The 25,102-nt window shown below is 63.7% G+C and carries 21 protein-coding genes; 6 read left to right on the top strand and 15 right to left on the bottom strand.

What is annotated here, in order from left to right; translation table 11 throughout:
• Positions 1-36: 36 nt before the first annotated feature.
• Positions 37-1,047, top strand: coding sequence for an inorganic phosphate transporter (locus AWB77_RS26955; protein ID WP_061137518.1), 1,011 nt, complete (start codon positions 37-39; stop codon positions 1,045-1,047).
• Positions 1,048-1,086: 39 nt separating this feature from the next.
• On the opposite strand, the gene AWB77_RS26950 is transcribed toward AWB77_RS26955, so the two are convergent.
• From AWB77_RS26950 to AWB77_RS26895, 12 genes are all read right to left on the bottom strand, one after another.
• Complete coding sequence (locus tag AWB77_RS26950; protein WP_061137517.1) at positions 1,087-1,893, bottom strand: SDR family oxidoreductase; 807 nt, start codon at positions 1,891-1,893, stop codon at positions 1,087-1,089.
• A 58-nt stretch (positions 1,894-1,951) separates the two neighbouring features.
• Complete coding sequence (locus AWB77_RS26945) at positions 1,952-2,956, bottom strand: C40 family peptidase (protein ID WP_061137516.1); 1,005 nt, start codon at positions 2,954-2,956, stop codon at positions 1,952-1,954.
• A gap of 192 nt (positions 2,957-3,148) precedes the next feature.
• Positions 3,149-5,014 carry a PhoH family protein gene (locus tag AWB77_RS26940; protein ID WP_061137515.1) on the bottom strand — a complete coding sequence of 622 codons (1,866 nt, stop codon included), beginning with the start codon at positions 5,012-5,014 and terminating at the stop codon, positions 3,149-3,151.
• Between the two features lie 396 nt (positions 5,015-5,410).
• The gene (locus tag AWB77_RS26935; protein WP_061137514.1) at positions 5,411-5,872 is read right to left on the bottom strand and encodes a peroxiredoxin; all 462 of its coding nucleotides are present in this window, start codon (positions 5,870-5,872) and stop codon (positions 5,411-5,413) included.
• A 96-nt stretch (positions 5,873-5,968) separates the two neighbouring features.
• On the bottom strand, positions 5,969-6,865 hold the full coding sequence (locus AWB77_RS26930) for a polysaccharide deacetylase family protein (RefSeq protein ID WP_061137513.1): 897 nt from the start codon (positions 6,863-6,865) through the stop codon (positions 5,969-5,971).
• 9 nt (positions 6,866-6,874) lie between these two features.
• Positions 6,875-7,921 (bottom strand): bifunctional UDP-4-keto-pentose/UDP-xylose synthase, encoded by a 1,047-nt coding sequence (locus AWB77_RS26925; RefSeq protein WP_061137512.1) that lies wholly within the window; start codon positions 7,919-7,921, stop codon positions 6,875-6,877.
• Positions 7,918-8,904: a formyltransferase gene (locus tag AWB77_RS26920; protein WP_061137511.1), complete on the bottom strand. Its 987-nt coding sequence runs from the start codon at positions 8,902-8,904 to the stop codon at positions 7,918-7,920. Before AWB77_RS26920 ends, AWB77_RS26925 begins: the two co-directional genes overlap by 4 nt.
• Positions 8,901-9,938, bottom strand: a complete 1,038-nt coding sequence (locus AWB77_RS26915) for a glycosyltransferase (RefSeq protein ID WP_061137510.1) — start codon at positions 9,936-9,938, stop codon at positions 8,901-8,903. Before AWB77_RS26915 ends, AWB77_RS26920 begins: the two co-directional genes overlap by 4 nt.
• A gap of 29 nt (positions 9,939-9,967) precedes the next feature.
• Positions 9,968-11,125, bottom strand: coding sequence for a DegT/DnrJ/EryC1/StrS family aminotransferase (locus AWB77_RS26910; RefSeq protein ID WP_061137509.1), 1,158 nt, complete (start codon positions 11,123-11,125; stop codon positions 9,968-9,970).
• A 42-nt stretch (positions 11,126-11,167) separates the two neighbouring features.
• Positions 11,168-11,539, bottom strand: a complete 372-nt coding sequence (locus AWB77_RS26905; protein ID WP_061137508.1) for an SMR family transporter — start codon at positions 11,537-11,539, stop codon at positions 11,168-11,170.
• Between the two features lie 97 nt (positions 11,540-11,636).
• Entirely contained in the window at positions 11,637-13,310 is a 1,674-nt protein-coding gene (locus AWB77_RS26900) for a glycosyltransferase family 39 protein (protein ID WP_061137507.1), read from the bottom strand.
• A 368-nt stretch (positions 13,311-13,678) separates the two neighbouring features.
• Entirely contained in the window at positions 13,679-14,053 is a 375-nt protein-coding gene (locus tag AWB77_RS26895; RefSeq protein WP_061137506.1) for an Mth938-like domain-containing protein, read from the bottom strand.
• Positions 14,054-14,485: 432 nt separating this feature from the next.
• On the opposite strand from AWB77_RS26895, the gene AWB77_RS26890 reads away from it, so the two are divergent.
• The 4 genes from AWB77_RS26890 to AWB77_RS26875 all read left to right on the top strand — a co-directional run bounded on the left by AWB77_RS26890 (position 14,486) and on the right by AWB77_RS26875 (position 20,300).
• Entirely contained in the window at positions 14,486-15,724 is a 1,239-nt protein-coding gene (locus AWB77_RS26890; protein WP_167354184.1) for a pyridoxal phosphate-dependent aminotransferase, read from the top strand.
• A 25-nt stretch (positions 15,725-15,749) separates the two neighbouring features.
• Positions 15,750-17,072: a homoserine dehydrogenase gene (locus tag AWB77_RS26885; RefSeq protein WP_061137504.1), complete on the top strand. Its 1,323-nt coding sequence runs from the start codon at positions 15,750-15,752 to the stop codon at positions 17,070-17,072.
• Between the two features lie 9 nt (positions 17,073-17,081).
• On the top strand, positions 17,082-18,527 hold the full coding sequence (gene thrC / locus AWB77_RS26880; protein ID WP_061137503.1) for a threonine synthase: 1,446 nt from the start codon (positions 17,082-17,084) through the stop codon (positions 18,525-18,527).
• A gap of 180 nt (positions 18,528-18,707) precedes the next feature.
• Positions 18,708-20,300 (top strand): ABC-F family ATPase, encoded by a 1,593-nt coding sequence (locus tag AWB77_RS26875; RefSeq protein WP_061137502.1) that lies wholly within the window; start codon positions 18,708-18,710, stop codon positions 20,298-20,300.
• 68 nt (positions 20,301-20,368) lie between these two features.
• Here AWB77_RS26875 and AWB77_RS26870 read toward each other — a convergent pair whose 3' ends face one another.
• From AWB77_RS26870 to AWB77_RS26860, 3 genes are all read right to left on the bottom strand, one after another.
• Complete coding sequence (locus tag AWB77_RS26870) at positions 20,369-20,572, bottom strand: DUF1289 domain-containing protein (RefSeq protein WP_061137501.1); 204 nt, start codon at positions 20,570-20,572, stop codon at positions 20,369-20,371.
• 72 nt (positions 20,573-20,644) lie between these two features.
• Entirely contained in the window at positions 20,645-21,913 is a 1,269-nt protein-coding gene (locus tag AWB77_RS26865; RefSeq protein ID WP_244158663.1) for a phospholipase A, read from the bottom strand.
• 124 nt (positions 21,914-22,037) lie between these two features.
• Positions 22,038-23,369: an Nramp family divalent metal transporter gene (locus AWB77_RS26860; protein WP_061137500.1), complete on the bottom strand. Its 1,332-nt coding sequence runs from the start codon at positions 23,367-23,369 to the stop codon at positions 22,038-22,040.
• 591 nt (positions 23,370-23,960) lie between these two features.
• Between AWB77_RS26860 and AWB77_RS26855 the strand changes: the two genes are divergently transcribed.
• The gene (locus AWB77_RS26855; RefSeq protein WP_374728720.1) at positions 23,961-25,052 is read left to right on the top strand and encodes a polyamine ABC transporter substrate-binding protein; all 1,092 of its coding nucleotides are present in this window, start codon (positions 23,961-23,963) and stop codon (positions 25,050-25,052) included.
• The last annotated feature ends 50 nt before the right edge of the window (positions 25,053-25,102 follow it).

The raw sequence follows: 25,102 nt of genomic DNA, 5'->3' as shown, positions 1-25,102 counted from the left end.
ACCGCATTTCAAGACCGGTCAAAACAACACCAACCGATGCATTCGATTCAACTCGCCATCTGGGCAGTCGCCTTGCTCGTCATAGTCGCGCTCGCGTTCGACTTCATGAACGGCTTCCACGACGCCGCCAACTCCATTGCCACCGTCGTCTCGACGGGCGTGCTCAAGCCGCAACAGGCGGTCGCCTTTGCCGCCGCGTTCAACGTCATCGCGTATTTCATCTTTCATCTGAAAGTCGCCGCGACGGTCGGCAAGGGCACGATCGATCCCGAAATCGTCGATCACTACGTCATTTTCGGCGCGCTCGTCGGCGCGATCGGCTGGAATATCGTCACGTGGATTTACGGCATTCCATCGAGTTCGTCGCACGCGCTGATCGGCGGTCTAGTCGGCGCGGCGCTCGCGAAGTCGGGCTGGGCCTCGCTCAACTGGGACGGGCTGCTCAAGACGGTCGCGTTCATCTTCATCTCGCCGCTGCTCGGTTTCGTGCTCGGCTCGTTCTTCATGCTGCTCGTGTCGTGGCTGTATTTCCGCACGCCGCCTTCAAAGGTCGACCGGCGCTTTCGCCGCATGCAGCTCGTCTCGGCGGGCCTGTATTCGCTTGGGCACGGCGGCAATGACGCGCAGAAGACCATCGGCATCATCTGGATGCTGCTGATCGCGACCGGCTACGCGTCGGCCAGCTCCGAAGCGCCGCCCGTCTGGGTCATCGGTCTTTGCTATCTGTCGATGGGGCTCGGCACGCTGTTCGGCGGCTGGCGCATCGTGCGCACGATGGGTCAGAAGATCACGAAGCTGAAGCCCGTCGGCGGATTTTGCGCGGAAACGGGCGGGGCGATCACGCTGTTCGTCGCGTCGTTTCTCGGCATTCCTGTTTCGACGACGCATACGATCACCGGCGCGATCGTCGGCGTCGGCGCGACGCAGAAGTTCAGCGCGGTGCGTTGGGGCGTCGCGGGCAATATCGTGTGGGCGTGGATTCTGACCATTCCCGCATCCGCCGCGCTCGCCGCAGCCGGCTGGTGGATCGGCCACCGCTTCCTCTGATTCGTGCCGCCGGCGGGCTTTCTCCGAGCCCGCCGCGCGTCAGATGATCGGCGACGACACGCCGTCCATCGGAATGATCGCGCCCGACACGTAACTCGCACGCCGGCTCGCCAGAAAAAGGGCGACGTCGGCAATCTCCTCCGGCTTTGCGTAGCGCCCGAGCGGCACGTTGGCCTGGCTCTCGGCGAGCACCTGATCGCGCGTCACGCCTTGGCGTTTCGCCTCCAGATCGAGCGCCTCCTCGACGCGCTCCGTGAGCGTCGCGCCCGGATTGATCGCGTTGATGCGGATGCCGAGTTTCGCGTAGTGATGCGCGAGTCCGACCGTATTGAGCATCAGCGCCGCGTTGGCCGCGCCGCCCGCAATGTGGATGTCCGTCGCGATTTTCCCGCCCATTCCAACGATATTGACGATCGCGCCCGGCTCGACGCCCGGATCGTTGCGCAGGCGCTCGGCCATGCGCTTGAGCACGACTTGCTGCGGATAGACATACGAGAAGTACTTCGCGTCCATGGCCGCCCTGTAGGCCGCGGCGTCGAGCGTGTCCGGGTCATAGCGGCGCGCGGCGCCGGCGCTGTTGATGAGGATATCGATCGGACCGAGCGCGGCGCTTGCTTCCTCGACGACATCTTCGGCGCTGTGCGCTTCGTGCAGGTCCGCGCGCGCGAGATGCACATGGTGTCCGGCGCTCGCCAGTTGTTCGCGGGCGCGGGCCAGATTCGCGGCATCGCGCGAGACGATCGCAACCTTCGCACCTTCGCTCGCGAACGCTTTCGCGCATGCAAATCCGATTCCCTTGCTGCCGCCCGTGATGAGGACGACCTTGCCCGCGAGTCCCAAGTCCATGGTGATGCGCTCCGTCGACGAATGATCGGAACACGATAGCAGAGACGCGCAATGCGCGTCAGTTCGTGCCGGTTGCGAAGCGGGCGATGGGATCGTCGTTCTGCGCGGGGCGCGGGGCGGAAAGCAAGCCGGTGGACGCGCGCATCACGCGGACAGGCGGTTCGGCGGGGTCGTCGGCGGCTTGCGCGTTGCGCGCTTGCTGGCGTGCTGCTGTCGATGTCGGCGGCGGCGGTTCGAAAGCGTCGGCGACGGCCTTGATCGGATCGGGCGACGCGCTGATCGCCGCGACGCTCGGCGTCGTCGCGCCTGCAGCCTGGGATTGACGTTGCGCCGCGGTGAGTGACGCGGGCGGCGGCTCGAAAGCGTCGGCGGCCGTTGGCGCGCGCGCTGGCGCGGTCACGGGCGGTGCGGCATAGGCCGTTCCGGGCGCAGGCGTTGTCACGGGCGCGGCGACATAGGCCGATGCGGGCGCCGTGGTTGTCGCGGGCGATGCGATGTAAGTCGGCGCATCGAACGGCGTGGGCGCGGCCTTCGGTGGCGCGACGCGGCGAATGCCGTCGAACCGCTTTGCCCAATACGGGTTCGTCAGATAGTCGAGACGCACGGTGCCGCCCGTCGACGGCGCATTCACGAAACGCAGCTTGCCGACATAAATGCCGACATGCGAATGCGGCCGCCCGGTGGTGTTGAAGAAAATCAGGTCGCCGGGCGCGATCTCGTCCGGCTCGATCGAATCGCCGCGCGAGCTCATATCGGCGGTCGTGCGCGGCAGATTGACCGACGCCGCGCGATCGACCACATAACGCACGAGCCCGCTGCAATCGAAGCCCGCATCGGGCGTATTGCCACCCCAGCGATACGGCACGCCGACGAGCGACATCGCCTGAATGGAGATTTCCTCGCGCCCCACGCTGTGATCGACGAAATTCGGAAAGCCGGGCGGCGCTTTGTAGGTGCGGTTTGCATTCGTGCTGGCAGCGGGCTTGCGTGCCGTCTGCTGCGGCGCGGTTCCACACGCGGCGAGCAGTACGGTGACGAGAAGCAGCAACCAGATTCGATGCATTGCAAAAGGCGAGCGACACTCGCCAGGAAGGGCAGTGTGCCGATACTAGCGCGCCGAACGGCCGTGCGACAAGAAGTCTTCAGGATCTACATGAAGTTTATGCCGTAAGTGTTGCAGTCGCGGAACGTTCAGACGAAAAGAAACGGCCCGGCAAATCGCTTCGCCAGGCCGTTCATCGCGATAGACGCGCGCTTACAGAATGTCGGACGCGTAATCGGCGAGACGCGAGCGCTCACCGCGTGCAAGCGTCACATGACCGCTGTGCGTCCAGCCCTTGAAGCGGTCGACGACGTACGTGAGCCCAGAACTGCCTTCGGTGAGATAAGGCGTGTCGATCTGCGCGATATTCCCGAGGCAAATGATCTTCGTGCCCGGACCCGCGCGCGTGACGAGCGTTTTCATCTGCTTGGGCGTCAGATTCTGCGCCTCGTCGATGATCACGTATTTGTCGACGAACGTGCGTCCGCGCATGAAGTTCATGCTCTTGACCTTCAGGCGCGAGCGAATCAGTTCCTGCGTCGCGGCGCGGCCCCATTCGCCGGCGGCGTCGTCGGTCTTTTGCAGGACTTCGAGGTTGTCGTCGAATGCGCCCATCCACGGCTGCATCTTTTCTTCCTCGGTCCCCGGCAGAAAGCCGATGTCTTCACCGACCGGCACCGTCGCCCGCGTCACGATGATCTCGTTGTAGCGCTTGTCGTCGAGCACTTGCGCGAGACCGGCGGCGAGCGCCATCAGCGTCTTGCCGGTGCCGGCCTGCCCGAGCAGCGTGACGAAGTCGACTTCCGGGTTCATCAAGAGATTGAGCGCGAAGTTCTGCTCGCGATTGCGCGCCGTGATGCCCCACACGTTGTTCTTGTGATGACCGTAGTCGCGCAGCGTCTGCAGGAGCGCCGTCTTGCCGTTGAGTTCGCGCACGACCGCATGAAACGACGGCTCGCCGTTCTGCGGCTCCAGATAGACGAATTCGTTCACGAGCATCGACGGACACAGCGGCCCGGTCACGCGGTAATACGTCGTGCCGGTTTTCGTGTCTTGCCAGCTCTCCATGCCCTTCGCGTGCTTGACCCAGAAATCCTGCGGCAGCGCGCGCACGCCGGAGTAGAGCAGATCCTTGTCTTCGAGAACCTGATCGTTGAAATAGTCTTCGGCGGGCAGGCCGAGCGCGTGCGCCTTGATGCGCATGTTGATGTCTTTCGACACCAGCACGACCTGGCGATCGGCACGTTCCTTCTGCAGCGCGCGCACGACACCGAGAATCTGATTGTCCGCCTTGCCGACGGGCAGGCCTTCGACCGGCTCGATGTCCGTGAGCGTCGTCTGGAAGTAAAGGCGGCCGAGCGCGTCGCGGTTGCCTTGCGCGGCGAGCGGAATGCCTTCGGTCATCTTGGCGGCGTTGCCCGCGTGCGCGACGAGCGCATCGAGCGTGCGGCTCACCTGACGCGCGTTGCGCGCCACTTCCGACATGCCCTTCTTGTGGTTGTCGAGTTCTTCCAACGTCATCATCGGCAGATAGACGTCGTGTTCCTCGAAGCGGAAGAGCGAGCTCGGATCGTGCATCAGCACGTTGGTGTCGAGCACGAAGAGCTTGCGCAGTTCGGCTTCGGCCGCTGCGCTCTTGCGGCGTTTGTTCTGCGCGCGCGGGTCTTTTGCCGCGGCCGGCGCGGGCGTTTCGGTCGCCACCGGCGTTTCGACGCGCTCGGTGCGCGCTTCGACCGCTTCCGGTGCGGTGCGCGCGCCCGGTGCCGGCTGCAGCAGGGCCGCGGTCTGTTTCGATTTTCGGCCGCGCGTGGGCACGGTGCCCGGCGCGGGCGGCGGCATGGCCGCTTCCGTGTGCGGTTCGGCCGGAATCGGGGTCAGCACTTCGCTCGCGATCGAGCGCAGCGTGTGCGCGGCGTTCGTGGCGGGACGCTCGGCGGCGACGGTCTCGACCGCGCCGTACGCGTCGTCATCGCTCGCCGCGGCTTGTTTCTTCGACTGCTTCGAAGGCCGGGCTTTGGCCTTGTATTCTTCGGCCGGAAGGAGATGGCCGAGCTTGGCCGGGGCGGTAGGCAAAGGCATGGTGTTCCCTCGAAAGGAATCGGGTCTGTATCGTGCGCCGCCTGTCGCATCCTGCTCGTCCGCCCTCGAAGCGATACGAATCCAGCAGTTTGCGCCCGGTGGCGCGCTTCGTTGTCGAAATCGCCGGTTCGCCTAGGTTTCGATCTGCTCCTTGGAGGTTGCGTGCAACACGCCGCGCACGAGCCGATGATCCGTGGCTTTACGCGACGCCAAATAAAAAAGCCGCCGTTCCGACTACCGGAACCAGCGGCTGACTTCTGCCGGCGAGCACCTCTCCCTTGCAAGCCCCACATAGCCCGGGTCCATGCCGGCCGTACCGGCCGGTACACGGCGGCTCGCGCTAAACCAGATGGAATGGGGAGGACAGGCGCTCATTGCGAACCAATATAACGTGCCTCAAATCGCTTGTACAGCCTCGACGATCGCCTCTACGTGGCCTGGCACCTTGACGCCGCGAAACTCCCGCCGCAGCACGCCTTGAGCGTCGACGAGAAAGGTCGAGCGCTCCACGCCGCGCACTTCCTTGCCATACATTTTCTTCATCTTGATGACATCGAAGAGCGAGCAGATCGCTTCGTCGCCGTCCGAAACCAGCGTGTAAGGCAACTCGAGTTTCGCCTTGAAGTTGTCGTGCGATTTCACGCTGTCGCGCGAGATGCCGATGATCTCGGCGCCCGCCGCCGTGAACTGATCGTAGTGGTCGCGAAATTGCAGGCTTTCGGTCGTGCAGCCCGGCGTGTTGTCCTTCGGGTAGAAGAAGAGCACGACCTTCTTGCCGCGCAGGCTCGAAAGCGTGAACTCGCCACCCGTCGCGGGTGCGGTGAAGTCGGGAACGGGCTGATCGACTGCGACTGACACGTAGGTTTCTCCGGTTGTTCTGGTTTATCGGTGAGAAAAAAACGACGAGAAAAGCGACGAGAAGAAGACGAGATTCGAAAGCGGCCACGCGCCGCTTCAGCCCGGCTGGACAATGAGTTCGCCCGCGCGGCCCGGAATCTCGCCCCACGTCACAGGGTACGTGGGGAGCGTCGCGCGGTCCAGCGCAGCATGGTAGTCGCCCATCGTGGCGAAGCTGTGTCCCTGCGCGCGCCAGCCGGCGAGCAGTTGCTCGAACACCGGCGCGAGCTTCTGGCCTTCGAGTTCGGCGTGCAGCGTGAACACCTGATCGTGCGGATTGTTCGCCGTATGGCGCAGCACGTGCGCCGCGACGTTGCTTTCATCGACGCCGTCGACGCCGAGCACTTCGTCGAGCGTCGGCAGCGTGGTCGGCATCTGGATGTGGTTCAGCGTGCGGCCATCGAGCACGGGAATGTACGGCGTGTGGCCGCGCCCGTCGGACGCATAGCGCATGCCCCACGCGTCGATCTGCTCGAACGCGTAGCCGTTCATCTGCCAGCCGGCCGCGCCGTGCGTGACGGGCGGCGCACCAAAAATTTCGATGAAGCGCGCATGGCTCTGCCGCATCTGCGCGACGGTCCATTCGCGATCGCGCCCGCGCACGTTGTCCTGCCAGTAGACGTGATCCCACGTATGGATGCCGCATTCGAAGCCGGCCTCGTGGATCGCGCGCATTTCCGACACCGCTTCCCGCCCGATGTCCGGCCCCGGCAGCAGCACGCCGTACATGAGCGTCTTCACGCCGTAATGCTCGACGACCGACGTGCGCGACACTTTCTTCAGAAAGCCCGGCCGGAACACGCGCCGCAGCGCCCAGCCGGTGTGGTCCGGGCCGAGGCTGAAAAGGAAGGTCGCGCGGGCGCTGTACTTGTCGAGAAGCCGCCTGAGGTTGGGCACGCCTTCGCGCGTGCCGCGCAGCGTATCGACGTCGATCTTGAGGACGATGCGAGCCACGCGCGCGCCTTACGACTGTTCGACCAGCTTGCGGGCTTCGCCCACATGGCCGCGATAAGCTTCGAAGATCTTGCGCAGCGCGTCGTCCATCGAGGCTTGCGGCGCCCAGCCGAGTTCCTGCATCGTGTTCTCGATCTTCGGCACGCGGTTCTGCACGTCCTGATAACCGTTGCCGTAGTACGCACCCGACGAGGTCTCGACGAGCTGCACCTTCTTCGCGCTGTCCGAATACTCGGGAAACTCGTTCGCGAGCGCGAGCATCTTGTTCGCCAGTTCGCGCACGGAGAAGTTGTTCGTCGGATTGCCGATGTTGTAGATCTTGCCCGACGCGACGCCGCCCTTGTTCTCGATGATCTTCATCAGCGCGCCGATGCCGTCGTCGATATCCGTGAACGCGCGCTTCTGCGCGCCTCCATCGACGAGGCTGATGTTCTCGCCGCGCACGATATGCCCGAGGAACTGCGTCACCACGCGCGACGAACCTTCCTTCGGCGTATAGATCGAGTCGAGGCCCGGGCCGATCCAGTTGAACGGACGGAAGAGGGTGAAGTTGAGGCCTTCCATGCCGTAGCCCCAGATCACGCGATCCATCAACTGCTTCGAGCACGCGTAGATCCAGCGCGGCTTGTTGATCGGGCCGTAGGAGAGCACCGAGTTTTCCGGATCGAACTGCTCGTCGGTGCACATGCCGTACACCTCGGACGTCGACGGAAACACGAGATGCTTGCCGTACTTCACGGCCGAACGCACGATCGGCAGATTGGCTTCGAAGTCCAGCTCGAACACGCGCAGCGGCTGCTTCACGTAAGTCGCGGGCGTGGCGATGGCCACGAGCGGCAGGATCACGTCGCACTTCTTGACGTGATACTCGACCCACTCCTTGTTGATCGTGATGTCGCCTTCGAAGAAATGCATCCGCTCGTGATTCGCGAGGTCGCCCAGGCGGTCGGTTTGCATGTCCATCCCGAAGACTTCCCAGTCGGTGGTTTCGAGGATGCGCTTGGACAGGTGATGGCCGATGAAGCCATTGACACCCAGGATCAGAACTTTTTTCATGAATGACGAGAGGATTGAGTGATTCGGCTGAATTCGGAAGGATCGACGGTGCGCGCTTCGCCCGACGATTGCGCGCCGGCGTTCGCGGGCCGATGACGCAATTCGTGGATCGCGACGACGCGGCCATCGCCGCAGACGCCGAACAGCGCATTATCCGCCACCGTCAGGCCCGGCGGCAAACTCCGCAACTCACCGAGCCTTTCGGGAGAGACGCCCGGCGCGCCCGTTTCGGGCACGAGCCGCGCGCGCGCAACGATGAAACGCTCCGCGCCGACATCCGTAAATGCGCCCGGATACGGCGGCGCGACCGCGCGGATCAGGTTGTAGACGCGCTGCGCCGGCTGCGACCAGTCGATACGGCCATCTTCCGGCTTGCGCCCGCCGTAATAGCTGCCCGCGGCCAGATCGTTCGGCAGATGCGGCGCTTCGCCCGCAAGCAGCGCCGGCAGCACGCGCCAGAGTGTCTGCTCGGCGGCGACGACCGTTTTGTCGAAGACTTGCGCGGCGGTATCGTCGGGGAGAATCGGCACCGGCGTCTGGGCGAGAATCGCGCCGGCGTCGGGCTTTTCCGCCATTTCGTGCAGCGTCGCGCCGGTTTCGGTTTCGCCGTTGATGACGGCCCAGTTCGTCGGCACGCGCCCGCGATACTTCGGCAGCAGCGAGCCGTGCATGTTGTATGCGCCGCGCCGCGCGAGCGAAAGCAGCGCGACGGGCAGCATGTGCCGGTAATAGAACGAGAAGATGAAGTCAGGCGCGAGCTTTTCGACGATGTCGTACAGCTCGGGCGATTTCGGATCGGCGGGCGTGATCGTTTCGATGCCGTGCTCCGCCGCGACCTGCGCGACGCTGCCGAACCAGATGTTCTCGCTTGCGCTGTCTTCGTGGGTGACGACGAGCGCGACATCGACGCCGCGCGCGAGCAGCACTTGCAGACAGCGCACGCCGACGTTGTGATAGGCGAAGACGACCGCGCGCGGTTTCATCGGTCGCTCTCCTCGCGCGTGACGGCGACGATCTGCTGCACCGAATCCTGCAGCGGCCGCGCGGCGACCGAGAGCCCATCGCGCTGTTCGAGGATCGTCTGCACGAGATAGCGTGGCCGCGCGCGCACCTGCTGATAAATGCGCCCGATATATTCGCCGAGCAGCCCGAGCGCGAAGATGATGACGCCGAGCATGAAGAACGTGATGGCGAAGAGGGTGAACACACCCTGGACTTCCGCGCCGAACATGAAGCGGCGAATCAAAAGCAGCAGGAACAGGCCCGCCGAGCCGACCGACAAGATCACGCCGATGAACGACAGCCACTGCAGCGGCACGACTGAAAAGCCGGTGACGAGATCGAAGTTCAGGCGAATCAGGCTGTAGAGCGAATATTTCGATTCGCCCGCGAAACGCTCTTCGTGCGCGACATCGACTTCGATCGGGTTCTGCGCGAACGTGTAGGCGAGCGCGGGAATGAACGTGTTGATCTCGCCGCAGCGGTTGATGGTATCGATGATATGGCGGCTGTACGCGCGCAGCATGCAGCCCTGGTCGGTCATCTTGATCTTCGTGATGCGCTCGCGCAGACGGTTCATCGCGCGCGACGCCTTCTTGCGCCACAGGCTGTCCTGCCGCTGCTGGCGGATCGTGCCGACGTAGTCGTAGCCCTCGCGCATCTTGCCGACGAGCTTGCCGATCTCCTCGGGCGGATTCTGCAGGTCGGCGTCGAGCGTCACGACGATCTCGCCGCGCGACTGCTCGAAGCCCGCGAGAATCGCCATGTGCTGGCCGTAGTTGCCGTTGAGCAGAATGACGCGCGTCGTGTCGGGCCGCACGTGGAATTGCTGCGCGAGCAGCGCGGCCGATTTGTCGCGGCTGCCGTCGTTGATGAAGATCACCTCGTACGACGCGCCGAGCGCATCGAGCGCCGGATAGAGGCGCTGGAAAAGGGCGGCCAGGCCGTCCTCCTCGTTGTAGACCGGAATGATCACCGAAAGCTCGGGCGACGTCGCCGGAAAATCCATTTGACTCATGTTGCGCTGGTTGTCCTTGATGGTCCGTGTTAGCCGTTATGTCCGAACTGCTCGCAGATTTCGTCGATCGATTTCACGACGTGCGTCACGTCTTCGGCGCTCATGCCCGGAAAGAGCGGCAGCGTCACGTTCGACGCGCCATACCGCTCCGCGTGCGGGAACATGCCTTCCTTGAAACCGCGCGCGCGATACAGCGTGAAGAGATGCAGCGCCGGATAGTGAATGCCGCTGCCGACCTGGCGCTCCTTCAGTTGCGCCATGAATTCCGCGCGCGTGAGCCGGAGCTTGTCCAGCGGCAGCGCGATCTGGAACATGTGCCAGTTGTGGTCCGTGAAGTTCTCGACCGGCAGGCCGACGCCGAGCTTCACCGCCGCGCCGCCTTCGAAGGCATCGAAATAGAGGCGCGCGAGTTGCCGGCGCTGTTCCGTGATGGCTTCGGTCTTGCGCAGCGAGCCGAGCCCGACGCGCGCCGCCACATCCGTCAGGTTGTACTTTCCGCCGAGCACGTCGCAGTCCATGCCGTCGAAGCCCGTGCGCGTGATGCCCTGGAGCCGGTACTTGCGCGCGAGTTCGGCTTCGTCCTCGTCGTTCAGGACGAGCGCGCCGCCTTCGATCGACGTCACGTTCTTGTTCGCGTGGAAGCTGAACGACACGATATCGCCGATCGCGCCGATACGCTTGCCGTTCCAGCTCGAGCCGAACGCCTGCGCGGCATCTTCGATCACGCGCAGCTCGTGGGCGCGCGCGATCTCGTAGAGCTTGTCCATGTCGACGGGCAGACCCGCCAGATAGACCGGCATGATGGCCTTCGTTTTCGGCGTGATCGCGCGTTCGAGCAGGCTCAAGTCGATGTTGCGCGTCGCCGGGTCGATATCGACGAACACCGGCGTCGCGCCCACTTCGAGGATCACGTTGGCGGTCGACACCCAGGTCATCGGCGTGGTGATGACTTCGTCGCCCGCGCCGACGCCCGCGATCCGCAAGCCGATCTCCATCGTGCAGGTGCCTGAGTTGAACGCGCGCACCGGGCGGCCGCCCACGAAAGCCGACAACTCGGCCTCGAACTGCTGGTTCTGCGGGCCGGTCGTGATCCAGCCGGAGCGCAGCACCTCGACCACACCCTGAATGGTTTCTTCGTCGATGTCCGGCTTCACGAAAGGCAGGAACGGCCGCTTTGTTTCAGTCATGGATTAGGCGTTTAAAAGATTGAATGGATCCGGTTGCGCGAATCAGCCGCGCGCGAGCACCACGACGCCGATCAGAATGATGCCGATGCCGATGAGCCGCTGCATCGACAGTACTTCGCCGAACAGGTACCACGCGGCGAACGCGTTGACGACGTAGCCGAGCGAGAGCATCGGATAGGCGATCGACACATCCACGCGCGACAGCCCGACGATCCACACGACGACGCTCAGCACATAGCACGCGAGGCCGCCGATGATCGGCCATTGCGTCGCGATCTTGATGCCGACCGGCAGAATGTTGGCGGGCGTCATGTCGAAATGGCCCACCGCGTTCACGCCGGCTTTGAGCAGGAGCTGGGCGCATGCGTTCAACGATACGCCGATGACGATGCAAATAAAGGAAATCGGGTTCATCGCGCGTTTTTCAAATGCGAAACAAGGATACTCGGTTCATCCCGGAATGCCGAACGCTCGTGCGCCGCAGCATTGCCGGGAAGGTAAGCGGCGCTGCTCACGGCTGTGGCTTCTCGACGATTACACGGCGTTCGTCGCGCGCGATGAGCTGCATCGGGACGTGGCGTGCCATGAGTTCGTCGTAGCGGGACGGCGGCATCAGCGCGAGCGCGTAATGTTCGGCGTCCCATCGACGGATCCACTCGTCGATGCTCGGCACCCATTTCTGCGGCTCGGTTTGCACGCCGAACGTCAGCTCGTCGGCTTCGCCGACCATGATCATCGTGTGGCCGAGGTAGAAGGGCATCGTGTGATCGAGCTTCGCGATCGAATAGAACGGCGTGTCGGGCGGCAGCTTCGCCATCGCGGCCTTGACGGCCGGCACGAGCGGCACGCCGGAACTCTGCGTGCCGAAGACGTCGTGGCCCGAACCCGCGATCGTGCCGAGCAGCAGCCACGCTGCGCCGAGGCCCGCGGCGCCCGCGAGCACGCTGCGGCGGTTCAGCCAGAGCGCGAGAATCGTCACGGCAAACGCAACGCCGAGGCCCGCGTAGACCCAGATCTGAAATTCCCGATACAGCGCGTTCGGCGTGTTGGCGCTGCCCGCCCGGCCGATGAAGATCGCGCCGAACGCCGCGGCGATCAGAAACACCGCATAGCCGATCAGATGCCTGCGGTACTGCGCCTTCGTCAACGACGGCAAATAAAGCGCGAGGACGAGCGCGAGCGCGGGCGCAATCGGCAGGACGTAGGAAATGAGCTTCGAGTGCGACGCGCTGAAGAACAGGAAAATGAACGCCGACCAGATCAGCAGCATCGTGACCGGCGCGAAGCCGTTGGGCTGGCGCGGCGTTTTCAGGCCGTGGCGCACGCTTTGAAACGCGATCGACAGCCACGGCAGGAATCCGACGATCAGCACCGGCACGAAGTAATAGAACGCGCCGGGGCGATTCTGCTCGGGCGTCAGATAGCGCTTGAATTGCTGGACGATGAAGAAGAAGTCGAAGAACTCGGGGTTCTTCATCTGCACGAGCGCGAACCACGGGCCGGTGACGATCAGGAAGACGATCAGCCCGCTGCCGATATAGAGCCGCTTCCAGAGCGCCCAGTCGCGCGCGACGATCGAGTACAGCACGAGCACCGCGCCCGGCAGGATCAGCCCGACGAGGCCCTTCGAAAGCACCGCGGCGCCCATTCCCGCCCAGCAGAGCCACATCCAGAGGCGCACCTCGCGCGTGGGCAAGCCTGGGCGCTGCGCGAGCAGGAGCGCGCACAGCGTCAGCTGCATCCAGAACGACAGGCCCATGTCGAGCGTGTTGAAGTGGCCCATCAGGTTCCAGTACGGGCACGTCGCGAGGATGACGGCGGCGGCGAAGCCGGTCATCGCGTTGAACACGCGCGTGCCGGTATAGCCGACGAGCAGCACGCCCGCGAAACCCGTGAGCGCCGTGTAGAGCCGCGCCTGCCATTCGCCGATGCCGAACCACGCGAAGGTGAGCGCGTTCGCCCAGGTTTGCAGCGGCGGCTTCTCGAAATATTTGTAGCCGTTGTAGCGCGGCGTGATCCAGTCGCCGGTCACGAACATCTCGCGCGCCATTTCGGCGTACCGGCCTTCGTCGCTCGGCACGAGATGGCGAAAACCGAGCGGCGCGAACCAGACGATCGCGAGCGCGAGTACGAGAAGAATGAGCGAAAGACGCGTGAGCGGTAGCCGGGTAGGCGTATCGTTCATGAAGTCGACCTGTCCGATGCCGCAATGCGCGGCGCTAATGAAACGAAATGAGCGATGGGTGCGCGCAAGGCGTGCGGGCCGCGCGCATGCTCAGGCACGCATTTCCGATGCAAGTTCGCGCGATTGCGCACGCTTGGCGCGTTACCGGCACCATTCCGGCGAATGCCCGTCCGATGCGCCGCGCCCGGCGTGTCCCGCAAAGACGGACGCCGGGCGGGAGTGTAGCGCACGGCTGGCGGGCATTCGTCAAATTTGACGCAGGTCAGGCATCGGCGCGCGCCGGAATCGGACAGGCGGCGGGAGTCTGCCAGCGCTTCCTTAGCGTTGCCTTGGCTCTTGCGGCGCTGCCGGGCATCGCGCTGGCGATCTCAGGCCTCGATCAGCAGCGCGGCGGCCACGCGCCGGCCTTCGGACATCAGAATGTTGTACGTGCGGCACGCCGCGCCGAAATCCATCGTCTCGACACCGATGCGATGCTTTGCCAATTGCGCCGTGAGACGCGGATGCGGAAAGCGCAGCCGCGAGCCGCTGCCGAAGATCACCACTTCCGGCGCCGCCTGAACGAGCGCCTCGAAGTGCTCGGGCGTAAGCGCCTCGAACGACGACACCGGCCAAGCCGCGACGGGCGCTTCCGGCATGACGATCACGCTGCCTTCGTGCCTTTCGAGATTGATCGCCACGAAACCGTCTCCGTAGCTCGTGATGGTATTGAGCGCGTTATTGGATTCCTGGTGCAGTTTCAAAACAATGATCCGGCAAAGGGAAAGTGAAGGGCCCGGTGCGCCTGTGCAACACCGTCTGCGCCCATTCCGGCGCGTTCGATTGGTGCATTGCGGAACTGAGCCATAATCAGTAAATTATAACTTTTTGGCTGCCGGGCTCGCTCGTGCGCCGCCCGTTGCGCTCGCGTGCCGCCACAAGCCGCCTCCGACACGCAATCCGGTCCGCATCGCCCGTGCCTTACCTGGCACGGCGTCTAAAATGCATCGTTCGGCGCTCGGGATGGCGCGAGTCGTCCGGGCGAGCCGCCTTCAGGTTTCACCTCGGTTCAAATCGGCACGTCCGTTCGCGGCCCGTACGCGGCGCGCCGTCCGACACTTCGAAACACCAAAACGCACCTGACCGGCATCACGAAAACACCAGTCCGCATTCACACCCGACCCAGAGCGCCAGCCGTGAAACCGATTCTCAAATCCAACAAGCTGCAAAACGTCTGCTACGACATTCGCGGGCCCGTGCTCGAACACGCGAAGCGCCTCGAAGAGGAAGGCCATCGCATCATCAAGTTGAATATCGGCAATCTGGCGCCGTTCGGCTTCGAGGCGCCAGACGAAATCATTCAGGACATGATCCGCAATCTGCCGGGCAGCTCGGGTTATTCGGATTCCAAGGGTGTGTTCGCCGCGCGCAAGGCGATCATGCATTACACGCAGCAAAAGGGCGTGACGGGCGTCGAACTGGACGACATCTACATCGGCAATGGCGCGTCCGAGCTGATCGTCATGGCGATGCAGGCGCTTCTCAACGACGGCGACGAAGTGCTGCTGCCCGCCCCGGACTACCCGCTCTGGACGGCCGCGGTCAGCCTTTCGTCGGGCACGCCGCGCCACTACATGTGCGACGAGAGCAACGGCTGGATGCCCGATCTCGACGACATCCGCGCGAAAATCACGCCGAACACGAAGGCGCTCGTCGTCATCAACCCGAACAATCCCACGGGCGCGCTGTACTCGGACGAACTGCTGCGCGATCTGATCGCGATCGCGCGCGAGCACGGCCTCATCATTTTCGCCGACGAGGTCTACGACAAGATCGTGTACGACGGCCAGACGCATACGGCAATGGGCGCGTTGTCCGAAGACGTCATCACGGTCACGTTCAACAGCCTCTCGAAAAGCTATCGCTCGTGCGGGTATCGCGCGGGCTGGATGGCCATTTCCGGCCTGATCGAAGAGAACCGCCGCCGCGCGAAGGACTATCTGGAAGGGCTCGGCATTCTCGCGTCGATGCGCCTGTGCCCGAACGTGCCCGGCCAGTACGCTATCCAGACGGCGCTCGGCGGCTATCAGAGCATCAACGATCTGATCGTGCCGGGCGGGCGCCTCTTCAAGCAGCGCGACCTCGCCTACGACATGCTCACGGCGATTCCCGGCGTCACCTGCGTGAAGCCGCAGGCCGCGCTGTACATGTTCCCGAAGCTCGACCCGAAGATGTACCCGATCCAGGACGATCAGCAGTTCATCACCGACCTCCTGCTCGAAGAGCGCGTGCTGCTCGTGCAAGGTACGGGCTTCAACTGGCCGACGCCGGATCATTTCCGCGTGGTTTTCCTGCCGAACGTCGACGACCTCGCGGATTCGATCAACCGCATCGCGCGTTTCCTCGACGGCTATCGCAAACGACATTCCGCTTAATCTCTCTTTCAAAGACTCGCGCTGCATGGAACCGATCAAAGTAGGACTCTTGGGCTTCGGCACGGTCGGCAGCGGCACCTTCACGGTGCTGCGCCGTAACCAGGAAGAAATCAAACGACGCGCGGGACGCGGCATCGAAATCGCGCGCGTCGCGGTGCGCACGCCGTCGAAGGCCGAGGCCGCGGAGCAGGAAGGCATCGCTGTGACGGACGACTTCAACGCCGTCGTCGACGATCCTTCCATCGACATCGTGTGCGAAATGATCGGCGGCACGGGCTTCGCGCGCGAGCTGGTGCTGCGCGCGATCGCGAACGGCAAGCATGTCGTCACGGCCAACAAGGCGCTGCTCGCGGTGCACGGCACGGAGATTTTCGAGGCCGCGCGCGCAAAAGGCGTGATGGTCGCGTTCGAAGCGGCGGTGGCGGGCGGCATTCCGATCATCAAGGCGCTGCGCGAAGGGCTGACGGCGAACCGCATCGAATACATCGCGGGCATCATCAACGGCACGACGAACTACATTCTTTCGGAGATGCGCGACCGCGGGCTCGACTTCGCGACCGCATTGAAGGCCGCGCAGGAACTCGGCTACGCGGAAGCCGATCCGACCTTCGACATCGAAGGTGTCGACGCTGCCCACAAGGTCACGATCATGAGCGCGATCGCGTTCGGCGTGCCGGTGCAGTTCGATCGCGCTTACGTGGAAGGCATCAGCAAGCTCGCGGCCATCGACATTCGCTACGCGGAAGACCTCGGCTATCGCATCAAGCTGCTCGGCATCGCGCGGCGCTCGGAGAAGGGCATCGAGTTGCGCACGCATCCGACGCTGATTCCCGCGAAGCGCCTGCTCGCGAACGTGGAAGGTGCGATGAACGCGGTCGTCGTGCACGGCGACGCGGTCGGCACCACGCTCTACTACGGCAAGGGCGCAGGCGCGGAGCCGACGGCGTCCGCGGTGGTCGCCGATCTCGTCGACGTGACGCGCCTGCATACGGCCGATCCGGAGCATCGCGTGCCGCATCTGGCGTTCCAGCCGGACTCGCTCTCGAACACGCCCATTCTGCCGATCGACGAAGTGACGAGCGGCTATTACCTGCGCCTGCGCGTCGCGGACGTGACGGGCGTGCTCGCCAACATCACGCGCATTCTCGCGGACAAGGCCATTTCCATCGACGCCTTGTTGCAGAAGGAATCGGAAGAAGTCGACGGCGCCAACAAGGGCGAGACCGACATCATCCTCATTACGCACGAGACGCTCGAAAAGAACGTGAACGCGGCGATTGGCGAGATCGAGGCGCTGTCCACGGTCGTGTCGAAAGTGACGAAGCTGCGCATGGAAGCGCTCAATTAAGGACGCACGATGAATTACATCTCGACGCGCGGCGCGGGCGCGAATGAGCGCCACACGTTTTCCGACATCCTGCTCGGCGGCCTCGCGAAAGACGGCGGGCTGTATCTGCCGGCGGAGTATCCGAAAGTCGGCGCCGACGAACTCGCGCGCTGGCGCACGCTGTCGTATGCGGATCTCGCATTCGAAGTGCTGTCGAAGTTCAGCGACGACATTCCCGCCGACGCGCTGCGCTCGCTCACGCGCAAGACCTACACCGCACAGGTGTACAGCAACGTGCGCCACGAAGAGAGCGCCGTGCAGATCACGCCGCTCAAGACGCTCGGCGAGGAAAACGGCACGACGCTGTCGCTGCTCGAACTCTCGAACGGCCCGACGCTCGCCTTCAAGGACATGGCGATGCAACTGCTCGGCAACCTGTTCGAGTACGCGCTCGCGAAGCACGGCGAGGAGCTGAACATTCTCGGCGCGACATCGGGCGACACGGGCAGCGCCGCCGAATACGCGATGCGCGGCAAGACCGGCGTGCGCGTGTTCATGCTGTCGCCGCACAAGAAGATGAGCGCGTTTCAGACCGCGCAGATGTTCTCGCTGCAAGACCCGAACATCTTCAATCTGGCCGTGGAAGGCAATTTCGACAACTGCCAGGACATCGTCAAGGCCGTGTCGAACGATCACGCGTTCAAGGCGAAGCACAAGATCGGCACGGTCAATTCGATCAACTGGGCGCGCGTCGTGGCGCAGGTCGTGTACTACTTCAAGGGCTATTTCGCCGCGACGAAGAGCAACGACGAGCGCGTGTCGTTCACGGTGCCGTCGGGCAACTTCGGCAATGTGTGCGCGGGGCATATCGCGCGCATGATGGGCTTGCCGATCGATCAGCTCGTCGTCGCGACCAACGAAAACGACGTGCTCGACGAGTTCTTCAAGACTGGCGTGTATCGCGTGCGCGGCGCGGCGGAGACGTACCACACCACCTCGCCGAGCATGGATATTTCGAAGGCGTCGAACTTCGAGCGTTTCGTGTACGACCTGCTCGGCCGCGATCCTGCACGCGTGCTGCAACTGTTCCGCGACGTCGAGGAGAAGGGCGGATTCGATCTCGCGGCGAGCGGCGATTTCGCGCGCGTGAAGGAATTTGGCTTCGTGTCGGGCAAGAGCGGCCACGGCGACCGCGTGCAGACCATCCGTGACGTGTTCGAGCGCTATCACACGATGATCGACACGCACACCGCCGACGGCGTGAAGGTCGCGCGCGAAAACCTGAAGCCCGGCGTGCCGATGATCGTCCTGGAAACCGCGCAGCCGATCAAGTTCGGCGAGACGATCCGCGAGGCGTTGCATCGCGAGCCGGAGCGGCCGTCGGCGTTCGTCGGACTTGAAAAATTGCCACAGAGGTTCGATATCGTTCCGGCAGATGCGGGCGTCGTGAAGGCGTTCGTCGCGGAGCGCACGTAAGAACGGGGCGCGTCCGCCTCGTGCGGATCAAATTCGATGCACGAGGGCGCGGCCGCACTGGCCGCGCCCTTTTTTTCTGGCGCGGATTCGGCGTTCTGGCGCGCCCGGAGCGCAATAAATCCCGTCAAAAGCTGCTAAAATCTCAGGTTTTTCGTCGTACCCCATTCAAAAGGACGCGCCGTGCTGTCTACCGCCAATATCACCATGCAATTCGGGCCTAAGCCCCTCTTCGAGAACATCTCGGTCAAGTTCGGCGAAGGCAATCGCTATGGACTGATCGGGGCGAACGGCTGCGGCAAGTCGACCTTCATGAAAATTCTGGGCGGCGATCTGGAGCCGAGTTCGGGCAACGTCATGCTCGAGCCGAACGTCCGTCTGGGCAAGCTGCGCCAGGACCAGTTCGCGTACGAAGACATGCGCGTGCTCGACGTCGTCATGATGGGTCACACGGAAATGTGGGCCGCAATGACCGAGCGCGACGCGATCTACGCGAACCCCGACGCGACCGATGACGACTACATGCGCGCCGCCGAACTCGAAGCCAAGTTCGCCGAATACGACGGCTACACCGCCGAAGCGCGCGCGGGCGAACTGCTGCTGGGCATCGGCATCGACATCAACGATCACAATGGCCCGATGAGCAACGTCGCGCCGGGCTGGAAGCTGCGCGTGCTGCTCGCGCAGGCGCTGTTCTCGAAGCCCGACGTGCTGCTGCTCGACGAGCCGACCAACAACCTCGACATCAACTCGATCCGTTGGCTGGAAGACGTGCTCAACCAGTACAACTCGACGATGATCATCATCTCGCACGATCGACACTTCCTGAACCAGGTCTGCACGCACATGGCGGACATGGACTACGGCACGCTGAAGGTCTGGCCGGGCAACTACGACGACTACATGCTCGCCTCGACGCAGGCGCGCGAACGTCAGCAGGCCGCGAACCAGAAGGCGAAGGAGCGCGTGGCCGATCTGCAGGACTTCGTGCGCCGCTTCTCGGCCAACAAGTCGAAGGCGCGTCAGGCGACGAGCCGCCTGAAGATGATCGACAAGATCAAGATCGAGGAATTCAAGCCTTCGTCGCGTCAGAATCCGTTCATCCGCTTCGAGTACGAGAAGAAGCTGCACAACATCGCGGTGGTCGCGGAAGACATCACGAAGAAGTACGACCGGACCATCTTCCAGAACTTCAACCTGAGCGTGCAGCCGGGCGAGCGTATTGCGATCATCGGCGAGAACGGCGCGGGCAAGACGACGCTGCTCAAGTCTCTGCGAGGCGCGCTCGAGCTCGATCACGGCACGGTGAAGTGGGCTGAGAACGCGAACGTCGGCTACATGCCGCAGGACACGTACGAAGAGTTTCCGAAGGACGAGACGCTCACCGAGTGGATCGATCAGTATCGCAAGGAAGGCGACGACGAGCAGATGATGCGCGGCACGCTCGGCCGCCTGCTGTTCAATGCGGACGACATCAAGAAGAACGTCAAGGTGCTGTCCGGTGGCGAGAAGGGCCGCATGATCTGGGGCAAGCTGATGCTCGGCCGCCACAACGTGCTGCTGATGGACGAGCCGACGAACCACATGGACATGGAGTCCATCGAATCGCTGCAGATCGCGCTGGACAAGTTCGAAGGCACGCTGATCTTCGTGTCGCATGACCGCGAGTTCGTGAGCGGGCTGGCGAACCGGATCATCGAAGTGAAAACCGATGGCACGCTGCGCGACTTCGGCGGCAATTACGAGGACTTCCTGACGAGTCAGGGCATTCAGTAACCTCCGCTATCGCACGCGACGCGAAAAAACGGCCCGTCTCGAAAAGAGCGGGCCGTTTTTCATTGCGCTCAAAGTCTGTCGTTGCGAAACCGCATCGCCGTGCCTTCGCGCGTGATGCGTTCCCAGATCGCGCGCTTTTCCTCGTCGCTCAGGAACACCCAGTTGGACACTTCGCCGGCGGTGCGGCCGCAGCCTTTGCAGACTTCGTCGAAGAGCGTGGAGCACACGCCGATGCAGGGGCTGTCGGGCAGGTCGTGAAGGTTCGAAGACATTTGGGCAAGCTAGTGGCCGCATCGGCGCCGGGAAAGAGGGCGGCAACGCGGCGTTCGGAATCGTAAAAAAACTCAACGCGCGATACTGTAGCCTATCCGCGCGATCCAGTGATGCCGCTGGTTGTAATCGAGAATGTCCTCGCCGTATCCGTTGAAATAACTGACGAAGAGATAGCCGCCCCACGCGCTGCCGATCAGCTTCGCGAGCGGATACGTCAGTTGCGAATCGACGCTCCCGTACCAGTGCTTCGTGCCTTTGCGCAGCGTCGTCGCGAGCTGCCAGCCGTCGGGGCTGCCGTACTTCACGAGAAAATCGACGTAACCGCGATAATCCGCGATGTCCTGGTTGCCCGACTTCGACAGGTAGTAATAGAACTTCGGCGACAGCGTCAGGTGATTGGCGTTCAGATCGCCGAACTCCCACGTCGGACGCACGAACGCGATGTTGATCGCGCGCGAATCGTCGCCGCTCTTGCCGTTCGATTCATGCCCGATGCCCGCCGCCACGCCCATGCGCGTAAAGAGCGGGCTTTTCCAGCCCGTGTCCTGCACGTAGTAGAACAGTTGCGGCTGGAAGCTGATGTCGCGGAACGGCACGGACTCGGCGGAGAGATTCCATATCGCCGTCTGCGTGTAGCCGAAGTAGAGGTTGTCGAGAAAGCCGAGCGAGCGGGGATCGTCGGGCAGATGCAGCCGGTACTTGAAGCTGAACTGGAACTTCGCGAGGTTGTCGCCGTTCTTGCCGTCCGCGAAATAGATCGGCTCGAAGGTCGAAAAGCGGCCCGAGAGCAGGGTATCGGTGCTGGAAGCCGGCGGCACGGCGGTGTTCGCGGCGGCGGACGCACTCGCGAGCTGCTCGGGCGTCGTCGCCTGCGACTCGCGCTTTTCCGCCGCGACGACTTGCGCCTGCGTGTCGCCGCGATTGATCGTGACGAGCATCGGCGACGCATCGAAGCCGACCGGATCGATCTTGACCGTGCCGCGCGCCGCATCGGGCCAGGGCGCCGAAAAGCGCACGCGGCGGTATTGCCCCGGCGCAAGGCGCAGATGGTCGGGCACTTTGGGATCGCGTTCGAGCGTGAGCGGCGCGGGCGGCAGATCGCCGTTCGTCAGGTTCACCGTCAGTTGCTTCGGCACCGTGACGGTCAGGGCTTTCGCGTCATCGTCGGTGTAGAGCAGCGTCAGTTCGAGCGGCCGCGAGGCGGCGGCCTCTCGCGCGGGCTGCAACACCGCGACGGTCGCGTGCGCGGCTTCAGTCGCGCAAATACCGAGGAAGACGAGCGCGAACGCGCGTAAGCCGCGGGCGTCGAGCAGGAAAAATGGTCGGGGGCCGTGGGCCATGTAATTCGTGTCCTTATCGGGCAATGACGGGCGATATCGGGCGATGGGGCAATGCGGGCAAACGAGAGCAGTGTGACAGCACACACCGCGCCACGATCCCGAGATTCGGCGAGAATTGGCCTTTTTAGCCCGAAAAAACCGTCTGCCAGAGCATCGCGCCGTTCAGCGCGATGATCACCCCCGCGCACGCCCACGCCAGCGCGAGCGGCACGCGTGCGACGCGCCAGCGGCCCATCAGCCCGGCATCGGAGGCGAAGCGCACGAGCGGAATTACCGCGAGCGGCAATTGCAGACTCAGCACGACCTGCGTCGCGACCAGCAGCGCGTTCGAGCCGTGCTGGCCGAAACTCGCGACCGCGACGAGCGCCGGACCGATCGCGAGGCCGCGCGTCAGAAGCGCCCGCGCCCAGCGCGCCATCTTGATGCGCAGAAAGCCCTCCATCACCGCCTGACCGGCGAGCGTGCCGGTGACCGTCGCGTTCAGTCCGCACGCGAGCAACGCGGAGGCGAAGACGACGCCCGCCCAATGGCTGCCGACGAGCGGCTCAATCAGCCGATGCGCATCGGCGAGATCCTCGACTTCCGTGTGTCCGTTCGCGTGGAAGACCGCGGCGGCGACCACGAGCAGCGAAGCATTGACGATGAACGCGATCCCGAGCGAGGCGAACGTGTCGATGTTCACGCCGCCCAGCGCGCGCCCGATGGCGGCATCGTCGCCTGCGCGCGCATGTTCCTTGACGAGCGCGGAATGCAGATAGAGATTGTGCGGCATCACGGTCGCGCCGAGCACGCCGGCTGCGAGCCAGAGCATGCCGGCGTCGCGCAGCAGTTCGCGCGATGGCGCGAGGCCGCGCATCGCCTCGCCCCACGACGGATGCGACAGCGCCAGTTCGATCACGAAGCAGAAGCTCACGAAGAGGATCAGCGCCGTCACCGCGCGCTGGAGCGGGCGCTTGCCGCGGCTTTGCAGCGCAAGCATCGCGAACGTTCCGACCGCCGAGATCAGCACGCCCGTCGTGAGCGAAAAGCCGAAGAGCATCTGCAAGGCCACCGCGCTGCCGACGACCTCGGCGACGTCGCACGCGATGATCGCGATCTCGCACGCAATCCAAAGCAGGAACGTCGTGCGCCGGCTGTAGCGCTCGCGGCAGAGTTGCGCGAGATCGCGCCCGGTCACGACGCCCACACGCGACGCGACCCATTGCAGCAGCATCCCCATCAGGCTGGCGAGCAGAACGACGAAAAGCAGCGAGTAACCGTAACGCGCGCCGCCCGCGAGCGCGGTCGCCCAATTGCCGGGATCCATGTAGCCCACGGCGACGAGCGCCCCGGCGCCGGCGAACGAATACCAGCGTCCGCGCGGGCGCGGCCCTCGTTCATCGCGGCTTGCCGCGGACGACTGCGCGTCGGATTTCGCGGCTGAAAGCTGGGCGAGCGCGGACGGATTGGTATTCATGCGGGATGCGGCCTCGAATAGCGATGCAACGGCGGCGTGTCAGTCGTACGCGTGCGTTGCCGGTTCAGATGACGCCGCGTTGTGCGGCGCATGTCGAATTGGCTCGCAACAACTGTTCCGCTGGCTATTCGTCAGGCTCGGAAAGCCCGGTTCATCCCGCATTTGCCGCTTTCGTCCGACCGGCGAAACGACGGCGCGAAGGGGATGCGGGCAGTCGATCACGAATAATGACATTGCAGCGGGCTTACGCTTGCACGTCACTTTGACGAGTGTGGTTTTATCAGGTGCCGCCGCAGCCGATTAGAGGCTAAAATGCGCGCTCTTTCCGGCTGCCCGCGCGTGGTGCGAAGCCGGACTGCGCCCCGTGCGGCAAGACCGTGGCCGCGCGGCGCCAGGGCGTGTACATTTTGCGCGACAAGCGGCGCATTATTTTTTGTCGCGCTCGCGTTTAATGGTAGTTTTCGGGGTTTTAGGGGAGTCGCGGGCGGACCGGCCATGGGACGATCGACGATGCACCGGGCCCGTACGGCACGACGCCGCGACAAGTCGGAACAAGGGAGAATCGAGATGAACGAGAAACTGGCGAGCCGCATGGCCAAGCTGGCGGGCGCCCTGACATGCGCCGCGATGTTGACCCCGCTCGCGGTATCCGCGAAGGACACGCAGTTGAACGTGTACAACTGGTCCGACTATATCGCGAAGGACACGATCCCCAACTTCACCAAGCAGACCGGCATCAAGGTGAAGTACGACAACTACGACAGCGACGACACCCTTCAGGCCAAGCTGCTCACCGGCCGCTCCGGCTATGACATCGTCGTGCCGACCAGCAATTACGCCGGCAAGCAGATCGCCGCGAACATCTTCGCGCCGCTCGACAAGTCGAAGCTGCCGAACCTCAAATATCTCGATCCCGACCTGATGAAGCTCGTCGAGGGCGCCGATCCGGGCAACAAGTACGTGGTGCCCTGGGCCTACGGCACGACCGGCCTCGGCTACAACGTCGACAAGGCGAAGCAGATCCTCGGCCCGAACGCCGAACTGAACAACTGGGACATCCTCTTCAAGCCCGAGAACATCTCGAAGCTGAAGGCGTGCGGCGTGTCCGTGCTCGACGCGCCCGACCAGATGTTCGCGGCCGCGCTGCATTACATCGGCAAGGATCCGATGAGCACGAACCCGGCTGACTATCGCGAAGCGCTCGCGATGATGAAGAAGATCCGCCCGTACATCACGCAGTTCAACTCGTCGGGCTATATCAACGACATGGTCGGCGGCGACATCTGCTTCACCTACGGCTGGTCGGGCGACGTCGTGATCGCGAAGCATCGCGCCGTCGACGCGAAGAAGCCGTTCAAGATCGAGTACTACATTCCGAAGGGCGGCGCGCCCGTGTGGTTCGACGTGATGGCGATTCCGAAGGACGCCAAGAACAAGGACGCGGCGCACGAGTGGATCAACTACATCGAGACGCCGCAGGTCCACGCCGCGATCACGAACGCCGTGTACTACCCGAGCGCGAACCTCGAAGCGCGCAAGTACGTGGACAAGGACGTGGCGAACGATCCGGCCGTCTATCCGCCGCAGGACGTCATCAAGACGCTGTTCCTGCTGAAGCCGTTGCCGCCGGAAATCCAGCGCCTGCAGACGCGGCTCTGGACGGAATTCAAGTCCGGCCGCTGAGTTGCGCGAAGCCGATTTTCCTTGAACTGACGAAGCCCCTGGACCGCCGG

Source organism: Caballeronia fortuita (assembly GCF_001544835.2).
In the GTDB taxonomy this organism is placed as follows: Bacteria; Pseudomonadota; Gammaproteobacteria; order Burkholderiales; family Burkholderiaceae; genus Caballeronia; species Caballeronia fortuita.
Note: the sequence above shows the minus strand (reverse complement) of the source record. Positions and strands in the feature narration are given on the sequence as shown.